Genomic DNA, 20,324 nt, shown 5'->3' on the forward strand with positions numbered 1-20,324 from the left:
GTTAGGATTATTAAACCAATTGGTATCCAACTCAGGGGCAATAATCAAAGAGACCGTAGTTTCGATATATCACAAAGCTATAAAAAACTTACAGCTCTTTTCGGCATAGACTATGCAGTTCAACGTACAAAAAAACGGAAAGTCGAAACCTTAATTTATCTTCGTCTGTTTTTGCTCATGGTGGATCTGAAAGAATATTATTAAGCCTTTGTAGTCGCTCGGTAATACCTTTCAGGTTAAAAAGTAAACTATTAGGTTTTTCACTATCTGATTGATGTATTATTGAATCAACTAGGGAATTGTCCAGTAGAAGATACCGTAAATAAGATAACTCAAAACGGAACATTGGCAACAACCCCAGCGTATTTGCCAATTTGAACACTATGTTAAATAGTGACGGGTTATTCTCAATCCTGAATTTCGGCAGAGCTACCTCCCCGAAGATTTCGAAGATCGATATTTCAAGCTTATCGAAAACGTCTATTCTCACCTACGTATGGTGTTGTACGCACAAACGAACCCTCAGAAATCAAACCCCTGTCTCCATGATGATAATCGCGAGCGCAATGTCAACACCGCGACCGATTCGAGGATGTATGGCTATTATTGGCATCTGCAACCGCCTGCAAATGATTGCATTGACCCATTTGAAAATATGACGGTTCATGAGTAGGAGATGGTTTATTATACATAGTGAGGCGTTGAAGCTCTATCCAGTATGTTTTTGTCGAGGACTTTGTCTAAATGAACAGTTTGAGAACAGCGCTGATCAAACTCTGTCAAGATAGGGGAGTCTCTTCTTACTCGCAAAGGTCGATTCGAATTATCGGGTATGAAATTATTTGATGATCCAAATAGTCCTTGCCTGAAAACGTTGCCTTCAAATCTTCCCGAAGCTCTTTGTCTATAGTCGCCAAATCTTCGATAGTAACTACTGCAAATTTGTCGCTTACTGAGTAAATAATTGATGCCACACGGCCGTCTTGTTCAAATTTGATGTTTACTGCTATGATTACCATGGAATGTCCTACATTTTTGATCTTTGACCGGAAGGTTTTAGCAACGATTTCTCTCACCTGTTCCTCACTAAAATGAATATCTTCTTTTCTAACACGGAAAGCATCTACTTTTGACTTTGGGAATCCCTTGTCGTACTTATCTGGAAATCTTACGCCAAAAAGACCTTTTTTGTCCGGTGAGCTGCTTTCTGTGATGATTACAGATCTTGTCGAAACGCTAAACGATCCCGGTTTAAGAGGTCGTTGAGCAGCACAGCCTATCGACAAGAACACAAAATATGTAATAAAAAAAACTCTCATTGACAGTTTGGATTCCTATTGTTGAAAAGATTTAAGAGTGCTTTCGTGATAAATGTCTAATTACGATAACGCCGCCTTTTTTAAGCATACAGCGAGATGCTTGGATTGCTTCTACTTATAAGTCCATGCTATCTCCGCCGGTGACAAGGTGGAACCGAATCAAGCCCAAACGGTGAAACCAACGGTTGATAAGATTGAGACCGGATTGAACATAATGGGATGCGTGTCATAGGACAGGATTTTCATTTTATGCAGAGATAGTGGCGGGCGATAAGATCGAATTCCAGTTATCGCTTGTGCAATTAATGCTGGTAATATACGGTTGTACTGCTGAAATCACATAAGCAACTTCACTTAAACAGACTTCACATCGACCGTCGCATGTTAACGGTCTTTTTATGCATAAGTGCCGTATTTCTAGATGTTGTATAATTCAAATCATGAAATGTATAACGCCAATTCACACCACGAGGCCAAGTGAGTTCGACATGGTGCGGACCGACTTGTGTTTCACCATTAGAGGTCCAACCGAAGATAGCTATATTTCTCGTCACCTAACCTGTTTGAACCTGATGATAATATAAATTAGCGGGGTGCGCAGTCGGCTTGTTGTTCGGGCCAACTTCAATTTATAAAGTGGCGTTTTATGCGAAGTATATACATCGTAAGTGTAATTGAACAGATAATCTTGGCTAAATCAATGCCCAGGATTTGGACTATCATCAATTGTTCCTACGCCACCTCCAGTGTCGCCACCACTTCCAAGCCCCTCAAGGGATCCAAAATCGTCGTCTGTGAAATCCGTTCCTTCTTCACTGAACGAACCCTGGATATGTATTTCTATTTCTGGCTCATCCGGCTCTTCAGCATTTCCGCCGCCAGATCCGCCGCCGTCACCGGCGTCTTCATCATCGCAGATGGTTGCAAGATATTCAACTTCTGTTATCGTTGTACCATCAGTCCATAGTGTAGTTGTGACAAGGTAATACTCCGTACACGCGGCGACTTTATTGTCCTGCCCTTTTATCCTACCCTTTTTTATTTTTTTAGCCTTCGCAAGTAATTCCTCATCTTGACTAATTTCATCACTTCGCCAAACATGTGCGCGCATTGTCATTTTGGAATCTTTGAAACCGAGTTTGCAAGACAACCTGCCTTTCAGATTAAAGATGCTGTACACCCCAGAAGCTTCCACAGGTCCGGCATACATTACGTTATGAATGCTAGCCTCATTAATTTTCGCTGACCCCTCGGGGAGATATGTTATTATCGCTGCTGACTTTGTTTTGTCTTCCGTAGTTTCTACGATGAACAAATACGCCTGAGCCTTTTTATCAGTGATTAGCAAAGAGTTTATTTCGCTACTGATAGGTATTGCAATTGTTCGTTCACCATATTTATTCGTTCTGATAGATATTTTGTCGTAAGCAGCATACTTTTCTATTGAACGGACGAGATGTTCTCTAAGAGTATTTCCATGAGAACTGTCAGAAAGCCAATTCCGAATTTTAGATTCAGTTTGGTTTGCGTCTTTTGGTGACATAGTGTGCTTAGAATTAAGCTTGACACATCCTTGTAAGCAAAGAAACACAAATACTATAAAAAGAGAAAGCCACCATCGGGAATTAGTACCTCACGGAATGCACGTCTTCATTGAGAACCATAAAATCGTTCGCTTTTGAAGTTGGGTATCTTTGTCTTCACTTATCCGGAAATCTCACGCTGAATAAGCCTTGATTTTTCTTGGGGCGACAACAACATATTTAAAAGCCAAAGGATCCTTTTTGTGATGGGAGCTGGGCGACACGTATGAATTAAAAGTAAGTTATGAATGTTAGAAATGGGTTTTCATGGACAATTTGGAAACAAGAGCTTATTTGATTGAATCAGTCCAGTTTACCAAACCGCTATATCCATTTTGTGTGACGATTTGCGAGGCGCCTAAAGTGTGCAGATTTTATGTGATAATAATATTCATTTGCTCAAATGTTAGAAGTTTTCCACAAGCGTTACTCATTAATCTATATTGTAAAATCAATAATTTATGAGCTTCACTTGTTTCTTTTGATTTGTAACTATTTTGTAATCAAAGATTGTATTTTTTGTATTGGCAAATAGACCGACAAAACAACACAAACTCATATCAAACAAAATTAAAGTAATCCACTTAGCAGAATAGGTGTGTTTAATACCCTCGAGGTTGAGCCTAGCTTTACATTTGATAATCTTAGCCAAATTCTTTGACTTATCCCAAAAGAGATCTTGCATGCCTGTCTATTGATGATAGAGGATAGTTGCAGCGGGAGGGCCAATGGTTTATGTGATCATGCAAAAACGCTGCTATCTAACAAAGATGCTCGGAGAATTAGCGGAAGGTGGAGAGTGACCTAAAGGTGTTGATCTTTTTGAAGGGCAATGAAAGGAGTTCACCTTAACCGCGGATAACTATGTACGGGCCCATCGGGGAGCAGTGGCAGAAGAAGGCCTTTGATGTGTGAAGGTACTTCAAGTATGGAAAATACGCTGGTATCTCAGATTGGTTTGGATGCAAATGGCAATCCTAGATCTAAGTAAGGATCAACTTGAATCAATTGTCGGGGAACATATCATTGGAACTAAAGAAATTATGCCATGTCCATAAGAAAAACAGTAAGATCGTTGGTTATTTTAATTGTTAGTGTTGTGTCCCTAACATTAGATTCTCGCGTTTTCTCACAAAGTCCTGCAAAATTAGATTCGATTATAGATTCACTCTTGTTAAAGTCTTTAAATCACGGCTTGAAGAAATTTAAAGATTCAGTGAACATATATTCTTTAGCCCTGGAGATTAACTATAACAATGCTCCTGGGGCCAGAAAGTCTATTACTATCTCTTTTAGCGACAAGGAGTTAGGAAAATCGCTTTTTTCAAGTGGACTAGACTCTGTATTGATCACGGCCAGACTGAAGCATGACTTTGCAGAAAGTTCTGTTAGGATTATTAAACCAATTGGTATCCAACTCAGGGGCAATAATCAAAGAGACCGTAGTTTCGATATATCACAAAGCTATAAAAAACTTACAGCTCTTTTCGGCATAGACTATGCAGTTCAACGTATAAAGAAAAAGAAAGTCGAAAGCTTAATTTATCTTCGTCCATTTTTGCTCATGGTGGATCTGAAAAAATATTATTAAGCCTTTGTACTCGCTCGGTAATACCTTTCAGGTTAAAAAGTGTACTAATTTTTTAAAGAATACAGGTTTTTCTCATGCAAGTGACAGGGACCAGATCATTAAATTGATAAAAATATCATATAAGGAAAGCGATGTCAATGATGTGGTGCTATGCATTGTCTCCTTCCCTGGATCTCGACATAAGCATTTTCGCCAATCAAGTTTTTGATTTGAAGTACTGCCCTCTTATCCGGCTGAGACTTGCAGGGGCTATGCCCAGGTAAGATGCTATCTGATGATTGGAAACACGCCGGTCAATGTCAGGATATCGCTCGATAAATTCAACATAACGTTCGGTTGCTGAATTGCAAAGCCAAGAAGCGACCCTCTTGTTATAAGCAATTACGGAATTACGGTACAGTATCTGGTAATAATCGTTTAATCCCGGAATGTCCTTCTTTAGCATTTCGAGATCATCCCGGGTGATTTGTAAAACTTCAGTGTCTTCCAGGCAATCTATATTGTAACTGGTCGGTTTTTCCATATGTAAACTATACAAATCCCCGGCCCACCAGTCCTCCGGGCTGAATTTCATGACATGCTCCAAGCCCTTTCTATCAACCAGATAAGTACGAAGCATGCCTTTTAAAACGTAAGTTTCATACCGGGCCATATCGCCTTGCTGTAACAGATACTGGTTTTTGCGGTATTTCCGGTATCTGAATGTCTGCGACAGACTTTGAATATCGGCGTCTGTGAGCACGACACCTCGACATTGTAAATGATTGATGAGTGGATGTAACAAGCCAGTTTCCATAATAGCATTGCAAACCTAAAATTAACATAGGTTAATGAATTTTCATAACCTATGTGTTCGTTGACGCAAATGCACCGGTTTATTTTTGCGGTATGGAAATAAAAATTGTTAATGCCTTTACCAGCAATGGGGCAGGTGGTAATCCCGCCGGAATTGTTTTAAATGCGGACGACCTATCATTGCAACACAAACAACGAATTGCCAGCCAGGCCGGCGTATCAGAAACTGTATTCATAAGCTCTTCGGAAATTGCAGACTTTAAACTGGACTTCTTTACGCCTTCCAGGCAGATAGCACATTGCGGACATGCAACGATAGCAGCTTTTTCATTCCTGCAACAGCTTGGAAAAATTGATGAAAAGGATAAATACACTAAGGAAACAATTGACGGCTGTCGTGACATTCTTCTTGTTGGAGACAAGGTATTTATGCAGCAAAATGCGCCAAAATTTATCGATTTGGAAGACAGTGATCTCCCTGTTGTTGCCAAATCCTTGCAATTGGTGAATACTTTTGAAGAAAGCCGGCCATTGATAGTTGATACAGGCAATTCCTTCTTGATTATCAGGGTTCCTGATGAAAATGTGTTACGTGATTTACGTCCGGATTACGAGGTAATCGCTACTATCTCTGAAAAGTATGGCCTTATTGGTTATTACGTTTTCAGCACAGCAGCACCGTCGCATTTTGATGCTACAACGCGCATGTTTGCCCCGGCCTATGGCATCCTGGAAGAAGCAGCAACTGGTATGGCAGCCGGTCCTCTGGCCTGTTACCTGTTTGCATTCGACAAACCGCAATCTGCCTATCTAATTGAACAGGGCAAGTTTATGGAAACGCCATCAAAAAGTTTAATCCAAGTTGATCTCCACCTTGAAAACGGCAAAATATCCAAACTTTTCGCCGGTGGAAATGCAAATTTGGTTGGTGATGTCCAAGTTGATGTTTAAGAATTTAAATATGAAAGTTTAAGCAATGCTACCTTATAGATTATATAAACCATTAAAAATCATGTAATAAAGAACTCTCAGGTATATCTTAAAAAATTAGTGGGCCGTAACGCCCTTTAAATTATTTAATACAAAATGTATCATAAGTTCATACTGTACTTAAGTTAATCGCCACCCAAAGGTTTTCTTAATGTACTTTATCTCCATCTTCGGGAATATCGCATTGCCGGGATAGACCATTGGTTTGCAAAACATGTTTCAATTTTTTTTGTTTTGGTGCGGCGACTTAATGCATCCAGGTGTACAATATATAGCTTTGCGTTTAGCGCAAGCTTGCGGGTCGCCACAATATTGTTTCCTCTCAATTTCCAAAAGTAGGGTTGCCGGAGTAGGCGCCACGGATGCTTGCCATGACAAAACTACCAGACGATTACTATCGAATACAAATGCATTATGAAAATTTCTAATACGATTTTTCTTACAACTATCCTTTCTATGACAAGTTTACTTGCTTGTTCTCAAACGAAAACTATAAGAAACCTTAAAGCTGCAGACTTCCAATCTGGAAAGGCATTTGCAAATACTTCAACATCAAAGACTGTCGGAAAATGGAGTGATGTCAGTAAAAGCGTTGAACTCAATATACAATCTGGCAAGAAACGTATAAAAACAGCCGTAATTGATGTATTGTCGGACGCGATAAGAATCACATTTACCAGATTGATAATAGATGGCAAGGATGTAGCCAAGGAAATAGTTGAGTCAATCGAGTTGCTCTCTATGGGGAATAAAAGTCCGTTTGGCGGAACAATGCTGGATCCGATAACCAAAAACACGATAAATGTAGAGGCCTTGTATTCAGAAGATGGCAAGTTCACTTTTCGGTTTACTCAACCTATGATTCGACCAGAGGGAGACAACGACCGTGGACAAAAGTTGCCGAGCAAAGTCATTATGGAAAAACAATAGCGCAGTGTGACAATGGTACGGACAAGCGCGAACCCGCCGTTGTTAAAATTTTGACGAAGGTTTGCTATCTTTCTCAGTAATTATTATCCAAGAAATGACCCTAGCATGTTCTTTAGAAGAATGGTTTTGCTCATGGCGTTTTTGCTGACCTCATGTGTAATGGATCGAAGGTTACCCATTGTAGTTATTTACAACAATAGTCAATCCGCACTAGCAATACATGTGCAGCCCGACCCTCATATTCCTAACAGTATCGCTTACCTGATAAATTAGTTGACCCTATACAAGCGTTTTCTTCAAGTTTGATAGTGATCGATATTATTATTTTCGATTCCATCAACTTTTCCACTTTATCTTAGGGTTTGATTCACAATTGGCCTGACCTGCTCCTCACTGAGATGCACATCTTACTTTAGAACAGGGAAAGCGTTCGCTTTTGGACTTGGAAATCCGCTTACGTACTTATCTAAAAATCTCACTTCGAATAAGCCTCATGACCCTCTGACAAAATATCGGCAATGTTACTTCTTGCTGATGTTAACTTTCATGAAGGTATAGATATATTTGAAAATGGAAAACTGGGTTAATAGGTGAGGCAACGGATGAAAAGCACCCGAGGACAACAGCCTCGTTGCTTAGTTAATAAAGCAAAATGCCTGCTTGTTGATGGGCCAGGCTACAATGACACCGCAGGGAGGTTTAGACTGTGAATGTTGCTAATATAAATTGATCTGTTACTGGCACTAATTGAAATAGGGCAGAAAGGAGAGCGATAAAGATGAATAGGCTTTTGCAAAAAGAAAGGGAAGCAAATGGTATATTGGCGCCATGACAAACGGAACCCTCGCACATCGCGACATCAAAATCGACCTCAGTTTCCTTAAAGAAAAACGAGCCTACCACATGACCTCATTCGAGGACGGACCTAATGCAAATTATGTAGCAATGGATTATAGAAAAAGAAAAAGCGAGGTCAGCAAAGACCAGACTTTAACTATTGGACTTGCCAGGAATGGTGGCTGGGCAGCCGTTATAGAATAACATAACATAAGATATGAGAACCAAACGATCTATATATACAATACTGATAATCCTCTGTATGGGATTTACAGTAAAAGCAGCAACGCTTGTATCGCCGGATGGCAAAATCAAAGTCGAAATTCAATTGACTGATAAGATTTATTATTCGCTATACCAGAACGACCGGCTTTTGTTAGCTAAGTGCCAACTGGGGATGACCGTAGACCAAGTATCGCTGGGAACAAATCCAAAATTGATCAGCCAACGAACGTCAAAGATCACCGAGCAGATACGGCCTGCCGTGCCTTTAAAGTTCTCCAGCGTACAAAGTACATGCAATGTACTTGTAATGAAATTCCGGAACGGTTTTACTGTAGAGTTCAGGGCATTTAATGATGGTGTCGCTTACCGGATCCTCACAGAACTTAAGGGCGATAAAACTGGTAAAGTGAAGATCAAAAATGAAAATATTACGTTGAACGTGGCCGATAATCATTTGCTTCATTTGCAGCCCGCAAAGGATTTTACATCCAATTATGAGACCAATTACACTCATGAGCTGGCAAAAGACTGGATTCAAAGCAAAGCAATGGCAACATTACCTGCATTGATCGATACGAAAAACGGCAACAAGATACTTTTCGCTGAGACCGACCTGTCGGATTATCCTTGTCTGTTCCTTAAAGGTGCAGATCAGGGCCTTGTCTCAGCTTTTTCCGGCGTCGCACTTGAAGAAAAGCAGCAGGGTGACCGTTTCATGCGTATTACCAAAGAGGCCGACTACATTGCGTTAACCAACGGAAAACGTAGCTTCCCATGGCGGTATTTCATTATAACAACAGACGATCGGCAACTCATAGAAACAACCATTCCTGTAAAACTTGCGCCCAAACCTGCCATACAGAATACCGGCTGGATTCGTCCCGGTCAAGTCAGCTGGGAATGGTGGAACGCCGCTTCACCTTATGGACAGGACGTAAATTTCGTATCAGGATTTAACCTGGATACCTATAAATATTACATTGATTTTGCTGCAAAAAATGGCGTACCCTATATCATTATGGATGAAGGCTGGGCCGAAACGGTGCATGACCCATTCACACCTAACAAAAAGGTAGACTTACATGAGCTTATCAGATACGGGAAAACCAAAAAAGTCGATATAATTCTTTGGTTGACCTGGCTTAGCGTAGAAAAAAACATGGGTTTATTCAAAACTTTCTCGGAATGGGGAATTAAGGGCGTTAAGATCGATTTTATGGACAGAAACGACCAATGGATGGTTAATTATTACGAACGTGTAGCAAAAGAGGCCGCAAAGTATGGTCTGCTGGTCGACTTTCATGGCTCCTTTACCCCCAAAGGCTTGGAACATAAATATCCTAACCTCATTTCTTACGAAGGTGTACGTGGTCTGGAACAAATGGAAGGCTGTCAGCCCAAAAACACGATTTATTTACCATTCATCCGGAACGTGGTCGGTCCCATGGATTTTACCCCGGGTGCGATGATAAATATGCAGCCCGAAGTGTTCGGCGGTAAACGCCCAAATTCTGCAAGTGTTGGAACGCGCGCTTACCAGTTAGCCCTTTTTGTGATCTTTGAGAGCGGTGTGCAAATGTTATGTGATAATCCGACGCAATACTATAAAAATCAGGATTGCACGGACTTCATCACTCAGGTTCCCGTGACCTGGGATGAGACTAAAGCGCTGGTTGCAGAAGCAGGTGAAGTTGTCGTTGTAGCTAAAAGAAAAGGTGCAAAGTGGTTCATTGGTGGCATTACTAATGGTCAGTCCAGAGATTTATCTATCGATCTGAACTTCTTAGATAAAAATAAGTCATATAAGATCATCTCTTATTCTGACGGTATTAATGCCAACAGGCAAGCTATGGACTATAAAGTTGATTCGTTACGGGTTAATTCAGAATCTCATATTCCGGTCAAGCTTAGCCGAAACGGCGGCTTTGCTGCAATCATCAGTTTATAAATGATAATAATATATAGGTACTCTCATCATCTGACCCGATCAGACCGGTTTTAATTGGCTAGCTCCAGGGTGGTTCCTGGAGCTTATTTTTTTTTACGTTGCAAACATTGCCAACCGCGATGAAGGCACCATTAAAGCAATTTTTGAACAATATCAGTTGCCAAATATTGCCGTACGCAACCGTACCAGATGGTTGCCTGGATTTCCCAAACGGCGAAGACCATAAAATTCACGAACGTGCAAAACAGTCGCGCAATCTACCCGCTTTATTTTCCCTGATACACTGTCAGCTTTGCAAACTGGTGAAAGAACCGCTCTATGAGCCTCAGATCCTGCGTTACAATTTCTGCGTTGCCCTTTAGCTCCTTATCAAGCACCAACGTTTTTTTGTAGGAAGTGGTCAGGCCTTTGGGCAAGGTAACATCCACGTAATAGTTCCCTGTGTCGTCTGGTGTAAAAGAGATGTTTTGCACCCGACCTTCTACTATTCCATATTCCTGGTACCGGTAATTGTCTAATTTGATCAGCACTTTTTCCCCTTTCTCAATTTTTCCGGAGTTCACCGCAGGCACCAGCATTCTGCCGATCAAACCTTTTTGATGATCAGGCAAAATAGTAAGAATGGCGTTGCCACGTTTTAGAAACTGATTTTCAGCCCAGAACTGCTGAAAACTTGTGGTGCCATCTGTAGATGATACAATTAAATAATTTTGTTCCCACTCGCGCAAGGATTTTCGCAATTGCTCAAAGAGCTGCAGGGTTTGCGAGGCCAGGTTTATCTTGTCTTTCTCCGTGTTGATGTTCGTGCCGCTTTTGGTTTTATGCAGATTGGCAATGGCTTCCTGCGTTTGCGAGATTGAAATATTCGTCGACTCGATACTTTGCCGCGCCTGAAGCATTTTCATTTTTTCGGTTTCATATTCCGCCAGGGAGATAACTTTCGCATTGAAGAGCTGCTGAGCGCGTTGGAAATTTTTCTTCACCAGGTCAAACTTTTCCAGTTCCAACCCGCGTTGCTCTTTGAGCATCGCCATTCTGCCTTTATAGGCTGCTATATTCTGATCGGCAGCGATATTTTCCGGAGCATAGGGCTTTAGTTTATTAAATAATTTTTCATCCTGAAATGCTTTTGCAAAACTGTTGTAATCGCTCTGTAACTCACCCAAATTGAAGGTGGCCAAACGGGCAACCGGTAAAGCGTTGAGTTGACCGGGGGAAATGGAGTCGACCATTCGTTTCAATTGCAGGATATCACGGTAATTTGCCGTCGATTGCAAGACCATAAGGATATCACCTTTGCGAACCCTTTGATGGTCTTTAATAAAAATCTTTTCGATACGGGAGTCTATTCTGGCCTCCAGTTTTTCCGGCGAGTTCTGCGCAGTCACGACGATCGTTGCGGGTACAAATTCGGGATACCGGATGAAATAACTCATGAGCAGGATCATGAAAATGATGCCCAATATGACGGCATTTCCCCAGCGAAACATCCAATGGGGTGGTTGTGCCAATACATCCTGAACGGCTTCCGAACGCAGTTCAATGCGCTCTAATAAGTCTGCTTTAGTTTCCAAGTTCAAGCTGATTTTTGATTAACCTGTAATATTCTCCCTTGCTGGCTACCAGTTCCTGGTGATTACCTTCTTCAACAACCCGGCCCTTGTCAAGCACGACAATCTTATCAGCATGTTTAACGGTTGATAGCCGGTGGGCAATAATCACGGCAGTTTTGCCTTTAAAGAACTGCGCAAGGTTTTCGATAATGACGCGTTCGTTGTTGGCATCAAGGGCACTCGTTGCCTCGTCAAAAAAGATATAGTCCGGCGATTTGTATACTGCCCGTGCAATAAACAAACGCTGCTTCTGGCCGCCGCTGAGACCAATCCCCTCATTGCCGATTTTCGTGTTGTAACTCAGGGGTAAGTCTTCTATGAAGTCTTTGATGTTGGCAATTTCAACTGCCTTTCGCAGTTTTTCTTTGTCAATGGCATCTTCACCAACGGCAATGTTGTTGGCAATGGTGTCGTTGAAAATATAGCTTTCCTGCATAACGGTGCCGCAATGCTCACGCCAGTAGCTGGCGGCAATATGACCCAGATCTGTGTTGCCTAACTTTACATCACCCTGATCAGGATCGTAAAACTTTGTCAGCAATTTTAAAAGTGTGGTTTTCCCGCTGCCGCTGGCACCTACAATGGCTGTAGTTTTTTGATAGGGAATGACCAGGTTTAGATCCTGAAATACGAATGAATCAGCACCCGTATACCTGAAAGAAACCTGGTTCAATAAGATGTCTTTCGGGGGAATTTCGTTCACATACTGCCGGTGTGCGGTTTCTTCATCTTCCTTATCGTGAATCTCGCCCAAACGTTCCATGGCAATTTTTGCATCCTGCGACTGTTTAATAAACTCGATCAGTTGCAGCAACGGCGAGTTCAACTGCCCGATGATGTATTGTACCGAAAGCATCATGCCCAATGTCAGGTTGCCGGTTAGTACCAGTTTTGCGGCAAGAAAACTCACGAGAATATCTTTGATTTGGTTAATAAAGCCTCCGCCAACAGACTGCCACTGCTCAAGCGAGAGCGATTTAATCTTAATTTTGAAAAGTTTGACTTGCAGAAACTCCCAATTCCAGCGTTTTTGCTTTTCGGCATTGTGCATTTTAATTTCCTGCATGCCATTGATCAGTTCGATGACCATGCTCTGCTCCTGCGAAACATTAGAGAACATCCTATAGTCAAGTTCTTTTCTTTTTTTAAGAAAAAAGCTGATCCATGCTACATATAAGATTGCGCCCACCAGATAAACTCCAAATAACCTGTAGTCGTACAGCAGCAGCACGATACTGAAAATTACAAGGTTAACTAATGAAAAAAGCGTATTTAATGACGAGGTGGTGAGCAGCTGCTCGATCCTGTGATGGTCGTTGATGCGCTGCATGATATCGCCGGTCATCCGCGTATCAAAGAAACTGATGGGCAGACGCATCAGTTTGATAAAGAAGTCTGAGATGATGGATATGTTTATCCTGGCCGAGAGGTGGAGTAATATCCAGCTTCTGACGATCTCTATACCTGTTTTACCAATAAAAAGCATCACCTGTGCCAGCAGCACCAGGTATATAAAATTAATATCCTGATTTTGAATGCCAACATCGACAATGCTTTGAGTAAGGAAAGGAAAAATCAGCGATAGGATACTGCCGGCAAGAAGCCCTAACGCCAGCTGAATGATCAGTGATTTGTACTTAAACAGATATTTCGAGAGAAAAGCAAAGCTTGTTTTTTTGTCTTCCTCCTCAAAATCGTTTCTGAAGAAATCCGGCGTGGTTTCAAGAACCAACGCAATTCCTTCCTCGGTGTGGTCGGTAGCGTTTTCACCGATCCAATGTGTTATAAATTCGTCTTTTTTGTACCTGATTAAACCGTAGCCTGGATCTGACACATAGACGTTGCCTGCTTTATCAATACGGTATACAACAACATAATGATTTTTGTTCCAGTGGACGATGCAGGGCAGGGGGACATCTTCTCTTAGTAACCGGAAGTCTATCTTCACCCCAAGGGTTTTAAAACCGATGGTTTCGGCGGCTGTGCTCAGCGCATAAAGGCCACTGCCTTCCCTGGTAGTTTCAGAGAGGCTTCTGAGCTGCTGGAGCGGGATACTTTTTTTGTAATGTTTGGCAATGATGCGCAGGCAGGTAGGGCCGCAGTCTTTTGCATCAGGCTGTTTATAAAAAGGAAAATCTTTCACGCTATTCGCCCCATATTTCGTTAAACTTTCTGTCGAGCAATGCTTTATCAATGGTACAGCCGGTTACCGATACGGTAACGCCAGACGCTTTCAGGCCTGCATAATTATCGTCGTGCTGCCAGACCGACAGGTATGGATTGTACTGGCATTCGGTAGGGTGATACCAGTGCTGATCGCCTTTTTCGGGTACGCGCGGATCCGTGCACATGTATCTGAATTCGCAATCTTTGCAAACGAGCATGTCGTCTTTGTTGATGTTGCCCAGGGCTAAGAACGCTTCACTGTTTATGATTTGGTGAAATTCACGGGCTGTGATGGCATTGATATCGCCAAAGCTTTGCGTATTGTTAAGACCGTTTTTTATTTGCCCGCTTTGATCTATATAAACTTTGCCGTGATAATAGGCATGTTTGCTGTAAGCTTCGAAAAAGAGGTCATGATTAACAAACAACTTATCCAAGGTTGTTTTTTGCCGGTACTCTTCCAGCTTCTCAGTAAAGAAATTGTAGTAGATATTGTCGCGAAGATGGGTGTTTGCAGCTTCTGCCCCAAAAAAGTTTACTGAAAACAGCGTAAAGCGACGGCCCAGTTCCGTGTAATGTTTTTCAAGATTTTCGGCTTCAAAGTTTTCGATGTACAGGTAGATCCCGTCAATTTCCAGGTGTTTAAGCGAGTCTATGAGCTTAAACACATCTTCATTTATTTGCGGTGCCAGAATACTCAGGTTTTGCAGGTGGCTGTCGCCAATGAAATCAATAAAAGCAGGGGAGATGTCGGCATGTATTACCGCGTGTGTAAGTTGATCCGGATAATCTACACTGCGTGTGATGGGAGGGAAGTTTTCTTCTTCCTGCGGGGATGCCACCTCGAAAATAATCTCCAAATTTAGCAGAAAATCAATCAGTTCGCTGCGTTCGGACTGATCGGCGATCTGATCAAAATTGATCAATTTGTCGGTGTTTAAAAGTGCATAATGAGCTTTGGAGATAAAGTGGTAATCTTTACGCCCCAAATCGTAAATCATGGCCCTGTTATAGCCATCTACCGGAATGCATAACTGGTTTCTTAAATACAATTTACTCATATAGGCGATTTATAATACATGTCGAGCTGGAAACCTTTGGTTTGGTAGCGTTTTGAAATCCGGGTCTTAACCAGGTAGGTGGGTTTAGGCTTTTTTACCAGTGACTTTAAATGCACCGGTACCTGTCCGCAGCCGATATGATCTGTTATATTTTTCATTTTTCAGGGTAGACTTTGTTTGTTTTCTGCGCCGGTTTGTATTTTTTATAGTGGCCAAAATCTGGCAAACTAAAGCGCCAGCGCAATTTCTTTCTCCAGGTTGTAATTGCAGGGCGCAGACACCATTCCGAACTGGCCAACCGGATTCAGGTCTAAGAAATAATATTGTGCATCGTCGCTTGAGTAGATGATATCAAACGAGGCACAGTTTAGGCCATATGCCTCAAGCATTTTTTGCAGCTTGCTTTCGTACGCTTTCTCCAGGCGGTATGGCGCAAGCCTGTTTGGCTTATCCCGGTCATAATTGCGAAAATCTATATTCGTGTTGGCGTTGTTTTGCGAAAATATGGCCATCGAATAAAATTTGCCATTGAGGTAAAATACCCTGATTTCGTAAGCTTTGGCTACGGCCTGCTGAAAAAAAGTTGGTATGAACCGCTCTGGCAGGGCCTCAATATCGGTCTGATCGATCATCGAGGTATAGGCCATGTGCGAGAAATCTTCTTCATCCTGAACAGAAAAAGGTGAATTGAATGGCTTGGAAATGATGCTCTTTTCCTCCTCGAAAAAACGCATCACTTCATTTTTGCAACCTGTTACCAGGTATCTTGGTGCCAGCACGCCATGTTTTTCACACAGATCCATCAGATAAAGTTTGTTGATATCACTGTTTCTGAACTTGTTTACAGAAGGTATCTGATCGAGTCTGTGATAAAAATAATCGATCAGGGCAGTATGCTCCGAACGCAGATAATCTTTGATCAATTCGCTCTTGAACCAGGCAAAAAGATTCAGGCCGCCTCTGCGGTACCACATTTTGGTGATCTGGCTGCTTAAAATCGTTTCCCCATCAATGCTGATTGCGAAATCTGCTGATGTTAGCCAAAGCAGTTCGACAGCCGTATCTTCATTAATTCTGATAAACGGCTTTTGCAGACGGATAAGCCAGCTGATGACGGAACTTGTTGAATAATCGCTGTTAATGGAGAAAATTAGTATCACTTAACTTTTTCTTTAGAAGTAGCTGGTTAAGCACTCTGCTTTTTTTAAGTTTTGTACCTAAGGCATCGTGCTTAAATGCTGATTGTTTTTTCCAGGGCAACTGAACTTAGGCCAGGCGGCACATTTTGGGTTTGTCTGGTTTCGGAGCGGATTATTTTACCCCCCCTCTTTACAAAAAGTTCTATGCTTCTTTTAATGCGGCGTGAAGAAAAGACCACCGGGCTTTTGCGGCCCGATGGGTCTTTGGAGCGTATTAATCAGTTTGCCACGATGAACTTACCGGAAAGCCGATTGTGTTGCCCTGGTCGTTGTACATGGTTGTGGTCTTATCTGCGCAATGATCGCCGTAGGTATATTTAGTGCATAGAGCTGTGGTGCCCATGGCACGACCGCCATTTACCTGGCTGTTCTCCAGCGCAATTCTTTTTTGAAATAATTTACTGTTGTTTTTCATGTCTTTTAAATAAGGTGAGATAAGGAAATTTACGATGGGCAGTTGGTGAACCAGCACTCTTCGATCATTTGTTTCTGGTCTGTTTGTACGGTCTGGTAAATTACAGTACATCCATGCTCGTTCACGTAGGTGTTCTGTGTGTTTTTGTAGGTTGTCGTATCAGAAGCACGGCCACCGCTAATTTTACTGCTTTTGAGTTCGATCTGCTTTTCGAACAATTTGTTGTTGTTTTTCATTTTCTTAGATTTTAAGGTTTTCATTTACAGAACTGTAACTTTTAGAGATTGAGAGGCAAAAGAACTGGTTCTCTTTCAACCTCTGAAAGCCGTTGAAATGTTGGGGTCTATATTCTTCCAAGTGAAGAATCATAACCGACCGGAGTGGCGGGCGCAGGCTGGTCAAAACCAATGTCTGTGCAGCTGTCTGGATTTTCCGGACTGCCTGTTTGCGCTACAGATTGTTGGTGGCTGGGTCTGAGTCTGCCGCCATTAATTTTGCTTTCCTGCAGCTCAATCTTCTTTTCCAGTAATTTTTTTTCAAGTTTCATAGTTGAATAGATTTAAAGTGATCAGGTCTTTGCCAACCTACCCTGGCAACTGGGTTTTGTTCAATTAAAATTCATGATTAAACCCAGGCCCTACAAGGCACAGTTGACATGTGCCGGCTTTGCGTCTGTTTTCGTTGTATTTTGCCCGATATTCGTAGAACGGCCTTTGGCGGTTGATTGCCAACCAGCCCTACGCTGTGGTTTGAGTGGCATGTGCTCAGTCAGTCGGCGTCCCGTTATCCTGACATCGCATTCAAATAAATGCGCAATCGGTACAGATATCGCTCAGAGTGCCGCAAATATGTATTCATTGCTGGAGGGTACAGCCAGGATGCTTAATTTTAAAGACTAATTTATCTGTACTTCTGCCGATGAGTATTTTATTCGCAGCACGCAATTCATCTTAAATGAACATGACTAAAAACATAACACTGAGCCTATGTCTTGGTCTGCTATTCATATTTTCCTGCAACCCTAAAGAAAGCGCCCGCCATGATGCGCAGCCGACAGGTCATCCTTCCGCCCAAAAGGATTACCTGTCGTTTATTATTGCTTTAGACACACTGCCATCTGCATCGGTAAAAAAGATGATTCACAAAGAAGTCAGCGTGCTGGGCAGGATGGCAAACAAGACTTCAAATCCTTATTACTTCTTTTTTAAGGCTAAAAGATATGTTTATGCCGGAAAAACTGACAGCGCATTGTTGACTTACCAGCAAATGCATGGCCTGGAACCTACAGACGATGTGGAGCGGCTAAAAACCATTGAAATGCTGACCCAGAAAATAAAGGGAGGCGGTACAGTTGAGGCTGTCCTGATGAAACAAATCTATGCCAGCTTAAAAGCAGCTGAAAAGACCGGCAGCCGGCTAACCTATCGATTTTACGACTTGCTCGCACAGGCCTATTTTCAGAACCGTAACGAAAAAAAATCGCTGACGTATGTCGCCGTTTATTTTGAAAATCATCCGTTTAAAACTCATGCGATTGTTAAGCAACGCTATTTTGATATCTCATTTCTCCTGGCTTCAAGGGTCGGGGATCTGAAAAAAATGACCGCCTGCAACTTAAGTGCGAGGAATCTGGCTAAAGAGGTAAAAGATAGCCTTGCCATTGCCAGGACATACGACAACGAAGCGCAGATTTTCGGCCGGCAAGGCAAAACCAAGGAAGCACTTGTGTGCAGTAAAATTTATTTTGATTACCTGACGAAAACGAATACGGTCAACGCCATTGCCTGCAACAACCTCGGAACGGCGTTTTCAGAAAACAATCAGCCCGATTCTGCGATCAAATATTACAGAATGGGGATTGAAATGGAAAAGGCGCTGGCAAACAGTAAAAGAAACAGCATTTATTACAAAGGTTTAACAGAGGCCTATAAAACCAAGGGCGAATTTTCAAATGCCCTCGCAGCAATAGATTCAGCCTATCAGATTGATTTAGAGAACAGCGCGGCGATGGAGGTCATGAAAGTGGCCGAACTGCATGAAAAATACGAAACTGAAAAAAAGGATGAAAATATTGCGGAATTGAATGACCGGAACAAGCTGAACGAGACCATTATTCAACAGCAACGTTGGACACTCTTTCTAATGGCGGTCATTTTCCTGGCGGCGGTTTCCATGTTTTACATCATCTATCGCCAACAGCGTTTAAGGGAAAAGAATAAACTGCTTAAATCGCAGAACGAGAAGCTGGTTCTGGAACAAAAGGTCTTACAGGTTCAGTTAAACCCGCATTTTATTTTCAATGCCATCGCCAACCTACAAAGCCTGATCGCTTCGGCACAAACAGAAAAATCGGTTTGTTACCTCAGTTCGTTCTCCGGTTTGCTGCGCGGCGTGCTAGAGCAAAGCAGGAAAGATTTTATCGAAATCGGAGAGGAAGTTGCATCTTTAACCAACTACCTCCGCTTGCAGCAGTTGCGCTACACAGATGCCTTTGATTACCAGATTACGGTAGATGAAAGACTAAATCTCAGCGAAACACTCATCCCGCCCATGCTGATCCAGCCATTTGTTGAAAATTCGATAGAACACGGTTTCAGAAACATCAATTATAAGGGCCTGGTGAAAATCTCATTCAAAAGGAGGGAAGATACGCTGGTCATTGAAATTGATGATAACGGCAGCGGACTGGCGAAATTTCGGGAAGAAGAACAGAAAAAGCAGTCGCTTGCCCAGCTGATTTTGAAAGAAAGAATAGACAGACTATTTACCATGAACGGTCAGCAGGCACGATTTGAAGTGCATGAAAAAGGAACGGATGGTGCAACCGGGGTCAGGGTCGAAATACTGATCCCGATCATTACAGATTAAATTTGATCAACATGAAACTCTATATTTTAGAAGATGAGACCCTGATTGCGCAGCACATTCTACAAATTGTAAACAAGCTTGATTATCTTACAGTAGTAGGTGTGGCGGCTGAAATTCAGACTGCTAAAAAAGAGATTGCATTGCTGAAGCCCGATCTGGTGTTGGCAGACATTCGCCTGAAAGACGGAGACAGCTTCCAGTTGTTAGACGAAATGGATGGCCTGGATTTCCAGGTTATCTTCTTAACTGCCTATGATCAGTACGCCATCCGGGCGCTTAACCTGGGTGCCTTTGCCTACCTGCTTAAACCTGTTGACGAGCTTTCGTTAACTACCTGGCTGAATAAATGTTACCACCACCGCGAGCAGGAGACTGTGGCCATGCAGCAACTGGCCGTGGCCAGGGAACATTATCTCGCCCAGGGCTTAACAGCGACAAAAAGAATTGCCCTGAAAAGCCTGGAATGCATAGAAGTGGTATCTATTGATGACATTCTTTATTGCAAAAGCGATAAAGGTTACACGACGTTTTACCTGATTGGCGGTCGGGAAATCCTGGTTTCAAAAGGACTCAAGGACTATGAAAGTCTCCTTACGCCATTTGGCTATATCAGGTGTCATCAATCGTATCTCGTTAATTTTAAATTCGTTAAAAAATATTACCGGGAAGGTTACCTCGAAATGGAGAATAAGGAAAAGATCCTTGTATCAAGCAGAAAAAAAGAAGAAGTGCTCAGGTATCTGGAGAACATTTCCTAAGTATATATGACTGACCGCTCCTAAAC

The 20,324-nt window shown here is 42.1% G+C and carries 18 protein-coding genes and 1 pseudogene; 8 read left to right on the forward strand and 11 right to left on the reverse strand.

Annotated elements, in window-relative coordinates; all coding sequences use genetic code 11:
* Positions 1–204: hypothetical protein (locus tag EJV45_RS19540; RefSeq protein WP_205942333.1), on the forward strand; the 204-nt coding region annotated here is incomplete at its 5' end.
* Positions 205–800: 596 nt separating this feature from the next.
* Here EJV45_RS19540 and EJV45_RS05960 read toward each other — a convergent pair.
* Both EJV45_RS05960 and EJV45_RS05965 read right to left on the reverse strand, forming a co-directional pair.
* A complete protein-coding gene (locus EJV45_RS05960; RefSeq protein ID WP_129714754.1) occupies positions 801–1,319 on the reverse strand; it encodes a hypothetical protein in 519 nt (172 codons plus the stop codon).
* 697 nt (positions 1,320–2,016) lie between these two features.
* The gene (locus tag EJV45_RS05965; protein WP_129714755.1) at positions 2,017–2,862 is read right to left on the reverse strand and encodes a hypothetical protein; all 846 of its coding nucleotides are present in this window, start codon (positions 2,860–2,862) and stop codon (positions 2,017–2,019) included.
* Positions 2,863–3,950: 1,088 nt separating this feature from the next.
* Here EJV45_RS05965 and EJV45_RS05970 point away from each other — a divergent pair.
* Positions 3,951–4,493, forward strand: coding sequence for a hypothetical protein (locus EJV45_RS05970; protein WP_129714756.1), 543 nt, complete (start codon positions 3,951–3,953; stop codon positions 4,491–4,493).
* Positions 4,494–4,689: 196 nt separating this feature from the next.
* On the opposite strand, the gene EJV45_RS05975 is transcribed toward EJV45_RS05970, so the two are convergent.
* A complete protein-coding gene (locus EJV45_RS05975; protein WP_205942334.1) occupies positions 4,690–5,235 on the reverse strand; it encodes a Crp/Fnr family transcriptional regulator in 546 nt (181 codons plus the stop codon).
* A 146-nt stretch (positions 5,236–5,381) separates the two neighbouring features.
* Between EJV45_RS05975 and EJV45_RS05980 the strand changes: the two genes are divergently transcribed.
* From EJV45_RS05980 to EJV45_RS05995, 4 genes and pseudogenes are all read left to right on the forward strand, one after another.
* Positions 5,382–6,239, forward strand: coding sequence for a PhzF family phenazine biosynthesis protein (locus EJV45_RS05980; RefSeq protein WP_129714758.1), 858 nt, complete (start codon positions 5,382–5,384; stop codon positions 6,237–6,239).
* Between the two features lie 453 nt (positions 6,240–6,692).
* Complete coding sequence (locus EJV45_RS05985) at positions 6,693–7,208, forward strand: hypothetical protein (protein ID WP_129714759.1); 516 nt, start codon at positions 6,693–6,695, stop codon at positions 7,206–7,208.
* An 801-nt stretch (positions 7,209–8,009) separates the two neighbouring features.
* Positions 8,010–8,249: pseudogene (locus tag EJV45_RS05990) on the forward strand (glycoside hydrolase family 97 C-terminal domain-containing protein); the annotation flags it as partial.
* Between the two features lie 58 nt (positions 8,250–8,307).
* Entirely contained in the window at positions 8,308–10,218 is a 1,911-nt protein-coding gene (locus EJV45_RS05995) for a glycoside hydrolase family 97 protein (RefSeq protein WP_240755210.1), read from the forward strand.
* A gap of 266 nt (positions 10,219–10,484) precedes the next feature.
* Here the strand turns inward: EJV45_RS05995 and EJV45_RS06000 are convergent, their stop codons facing one another.
* From EJV45_RS06000 to EJV45_RS06030, 8 genes are all read right to left on the reverse strand, one after another.
* Entirely contained in the window at positions 10,485–11,792 is a 1,308-nt protein-coding gene (locus EJV45_RS06000; protein WP_129714762.1) for an HlyD family secretion protein, read from the reverse strand.
* Positions 11,782–13,974 carry a peptidase domain-containing ABC transporter gene (locus EJV45_RS06005; protein ID WP_129714763.1) on the reverse strand — a complete coding sequence of 731 codons (2,193 nt, stop codon included), beginning with the start codon at positions 13,972–13,974 and terminating at the stop codon, positions 11,782–11,784. Before EJV45_RS06005 ends, EJV45_RS06000 begins: the two co-directional genes overlap by 11 nt.
* Position 13,975: 1 nt before the next feature.
* Complete coding sequence (locus EJV45_RS06010; RefSeq protein ID WP_129714764.1) at positions 13,976–15,058, reverse strand: hypothetical protein; 1,083 nt, start codon at positions 15,056–15,058, stop codon at positions 13,976–13,978.
* Positions 15,055–15,216 (reverse strand): hypothetical protein, encoded by a 162-nt coding sequence (locus tag EJV45_RS19465; RefSeq protein WP_165304999.1) that lies wholly within the window; start codon positions 15,214–15,216, stop codon positions 15,055–15,057. The genes EJV45_RS06010 and EJV45_RS19465 overlap by 4 nt, the downstream gene beginning before the upstream one ends.
* A 69-nt stretch (positions 15,217–15,285) precedes the next feature.
* Complete coding sequence (gene gwsG / locus EJV45_RS06015) at positions 15,286–16,218, reverse strand: grasp-with-spasm system ATP-grasp peptide maturase (RefSeq protein WP_129714765.1); 933 nt, start codon at positions 16,216–16,218, stop codon at positions 15,286–15,288.
* Between the two features lie 253 nt (positions 16,219–16,471).
* Positions 16,472–16,672: a hypothetical protein gene (locus tag EJV45_RS06020; protein WP_129714766.1), complete on the reverse strand. Its 201-nt coding sequence runs from the start codon at positions 16,670–16,672 to the stop codon at positions 16,472–16,474.
* A 29-nt stretch (positions 16,673–16,701) separates the two neighbouring features.
* A complete protein-coding gene (locus EJV45_RS06025) occupies positions 16,702–16,908 on the reverse strand; it encodes a hypothetical protein (RefSeq protein WP_129714767.1) in 207 nt (68 codons plus the stop codon).
* Positions 16,909–17,015: 107 nt separating this feature from the next.
* Positions 17,016–17,219, reverse strand: a complete 204-nt coding sequence (locus EJV45_RS06030; protein ID WP_129714768.1) for a hypothetical protein — start codon at positions 17,217–17,219, stop codon at positions 17,016–17,018.
* Between the two features lie 413 nt (positions 17,220–17,632).
* On the opposite strand from EJV45_RS06030, the gene EJV45_RS06035 reads away from it, so the two are divergent.
* Together EJV45_RS06035 and EJV45_RS06040 are read left to right on the forward strand one after the other, a co-directional pair.
* Positions 17,633–19,540 carry a histidine kinase gene (locus tag EJV45_RS06035; RefSeq protein ID WP_240755211.1) on the forward strand — a complete coding sequence of 636 codons (1,908 nt, stop codon included), beginning with the start codon at positions 17,633–17,635 and terminating at the stop codon, positions 19,538–19,540.
* An 11-nt stretch (positions 19,541–19,551) separates the two neighbouring features.
* Positions 19,552–20,298, forward strand: coding sequence for a LytTR family DNA-binding domain-containing protein (locus tag EJV45_RS06040; RefSeq protein ID WP_129714770.1), 747 nt, complete (start codon positions 19,552–19,554; stop codon positions 20,296–20,298).
* The last annotated feature ends 26 nt before the right edge of the window (positions 20,299–20,324 follow it).

Source organism: Pedobacter sp. SYP-B3415 (genome assembly GCF_004138205.1).
GTDB lineage: Bacteria > Bacteroidota > Bacteroidia > Sphingobacteriales > Sphingobacteriaceae > Pedobacter.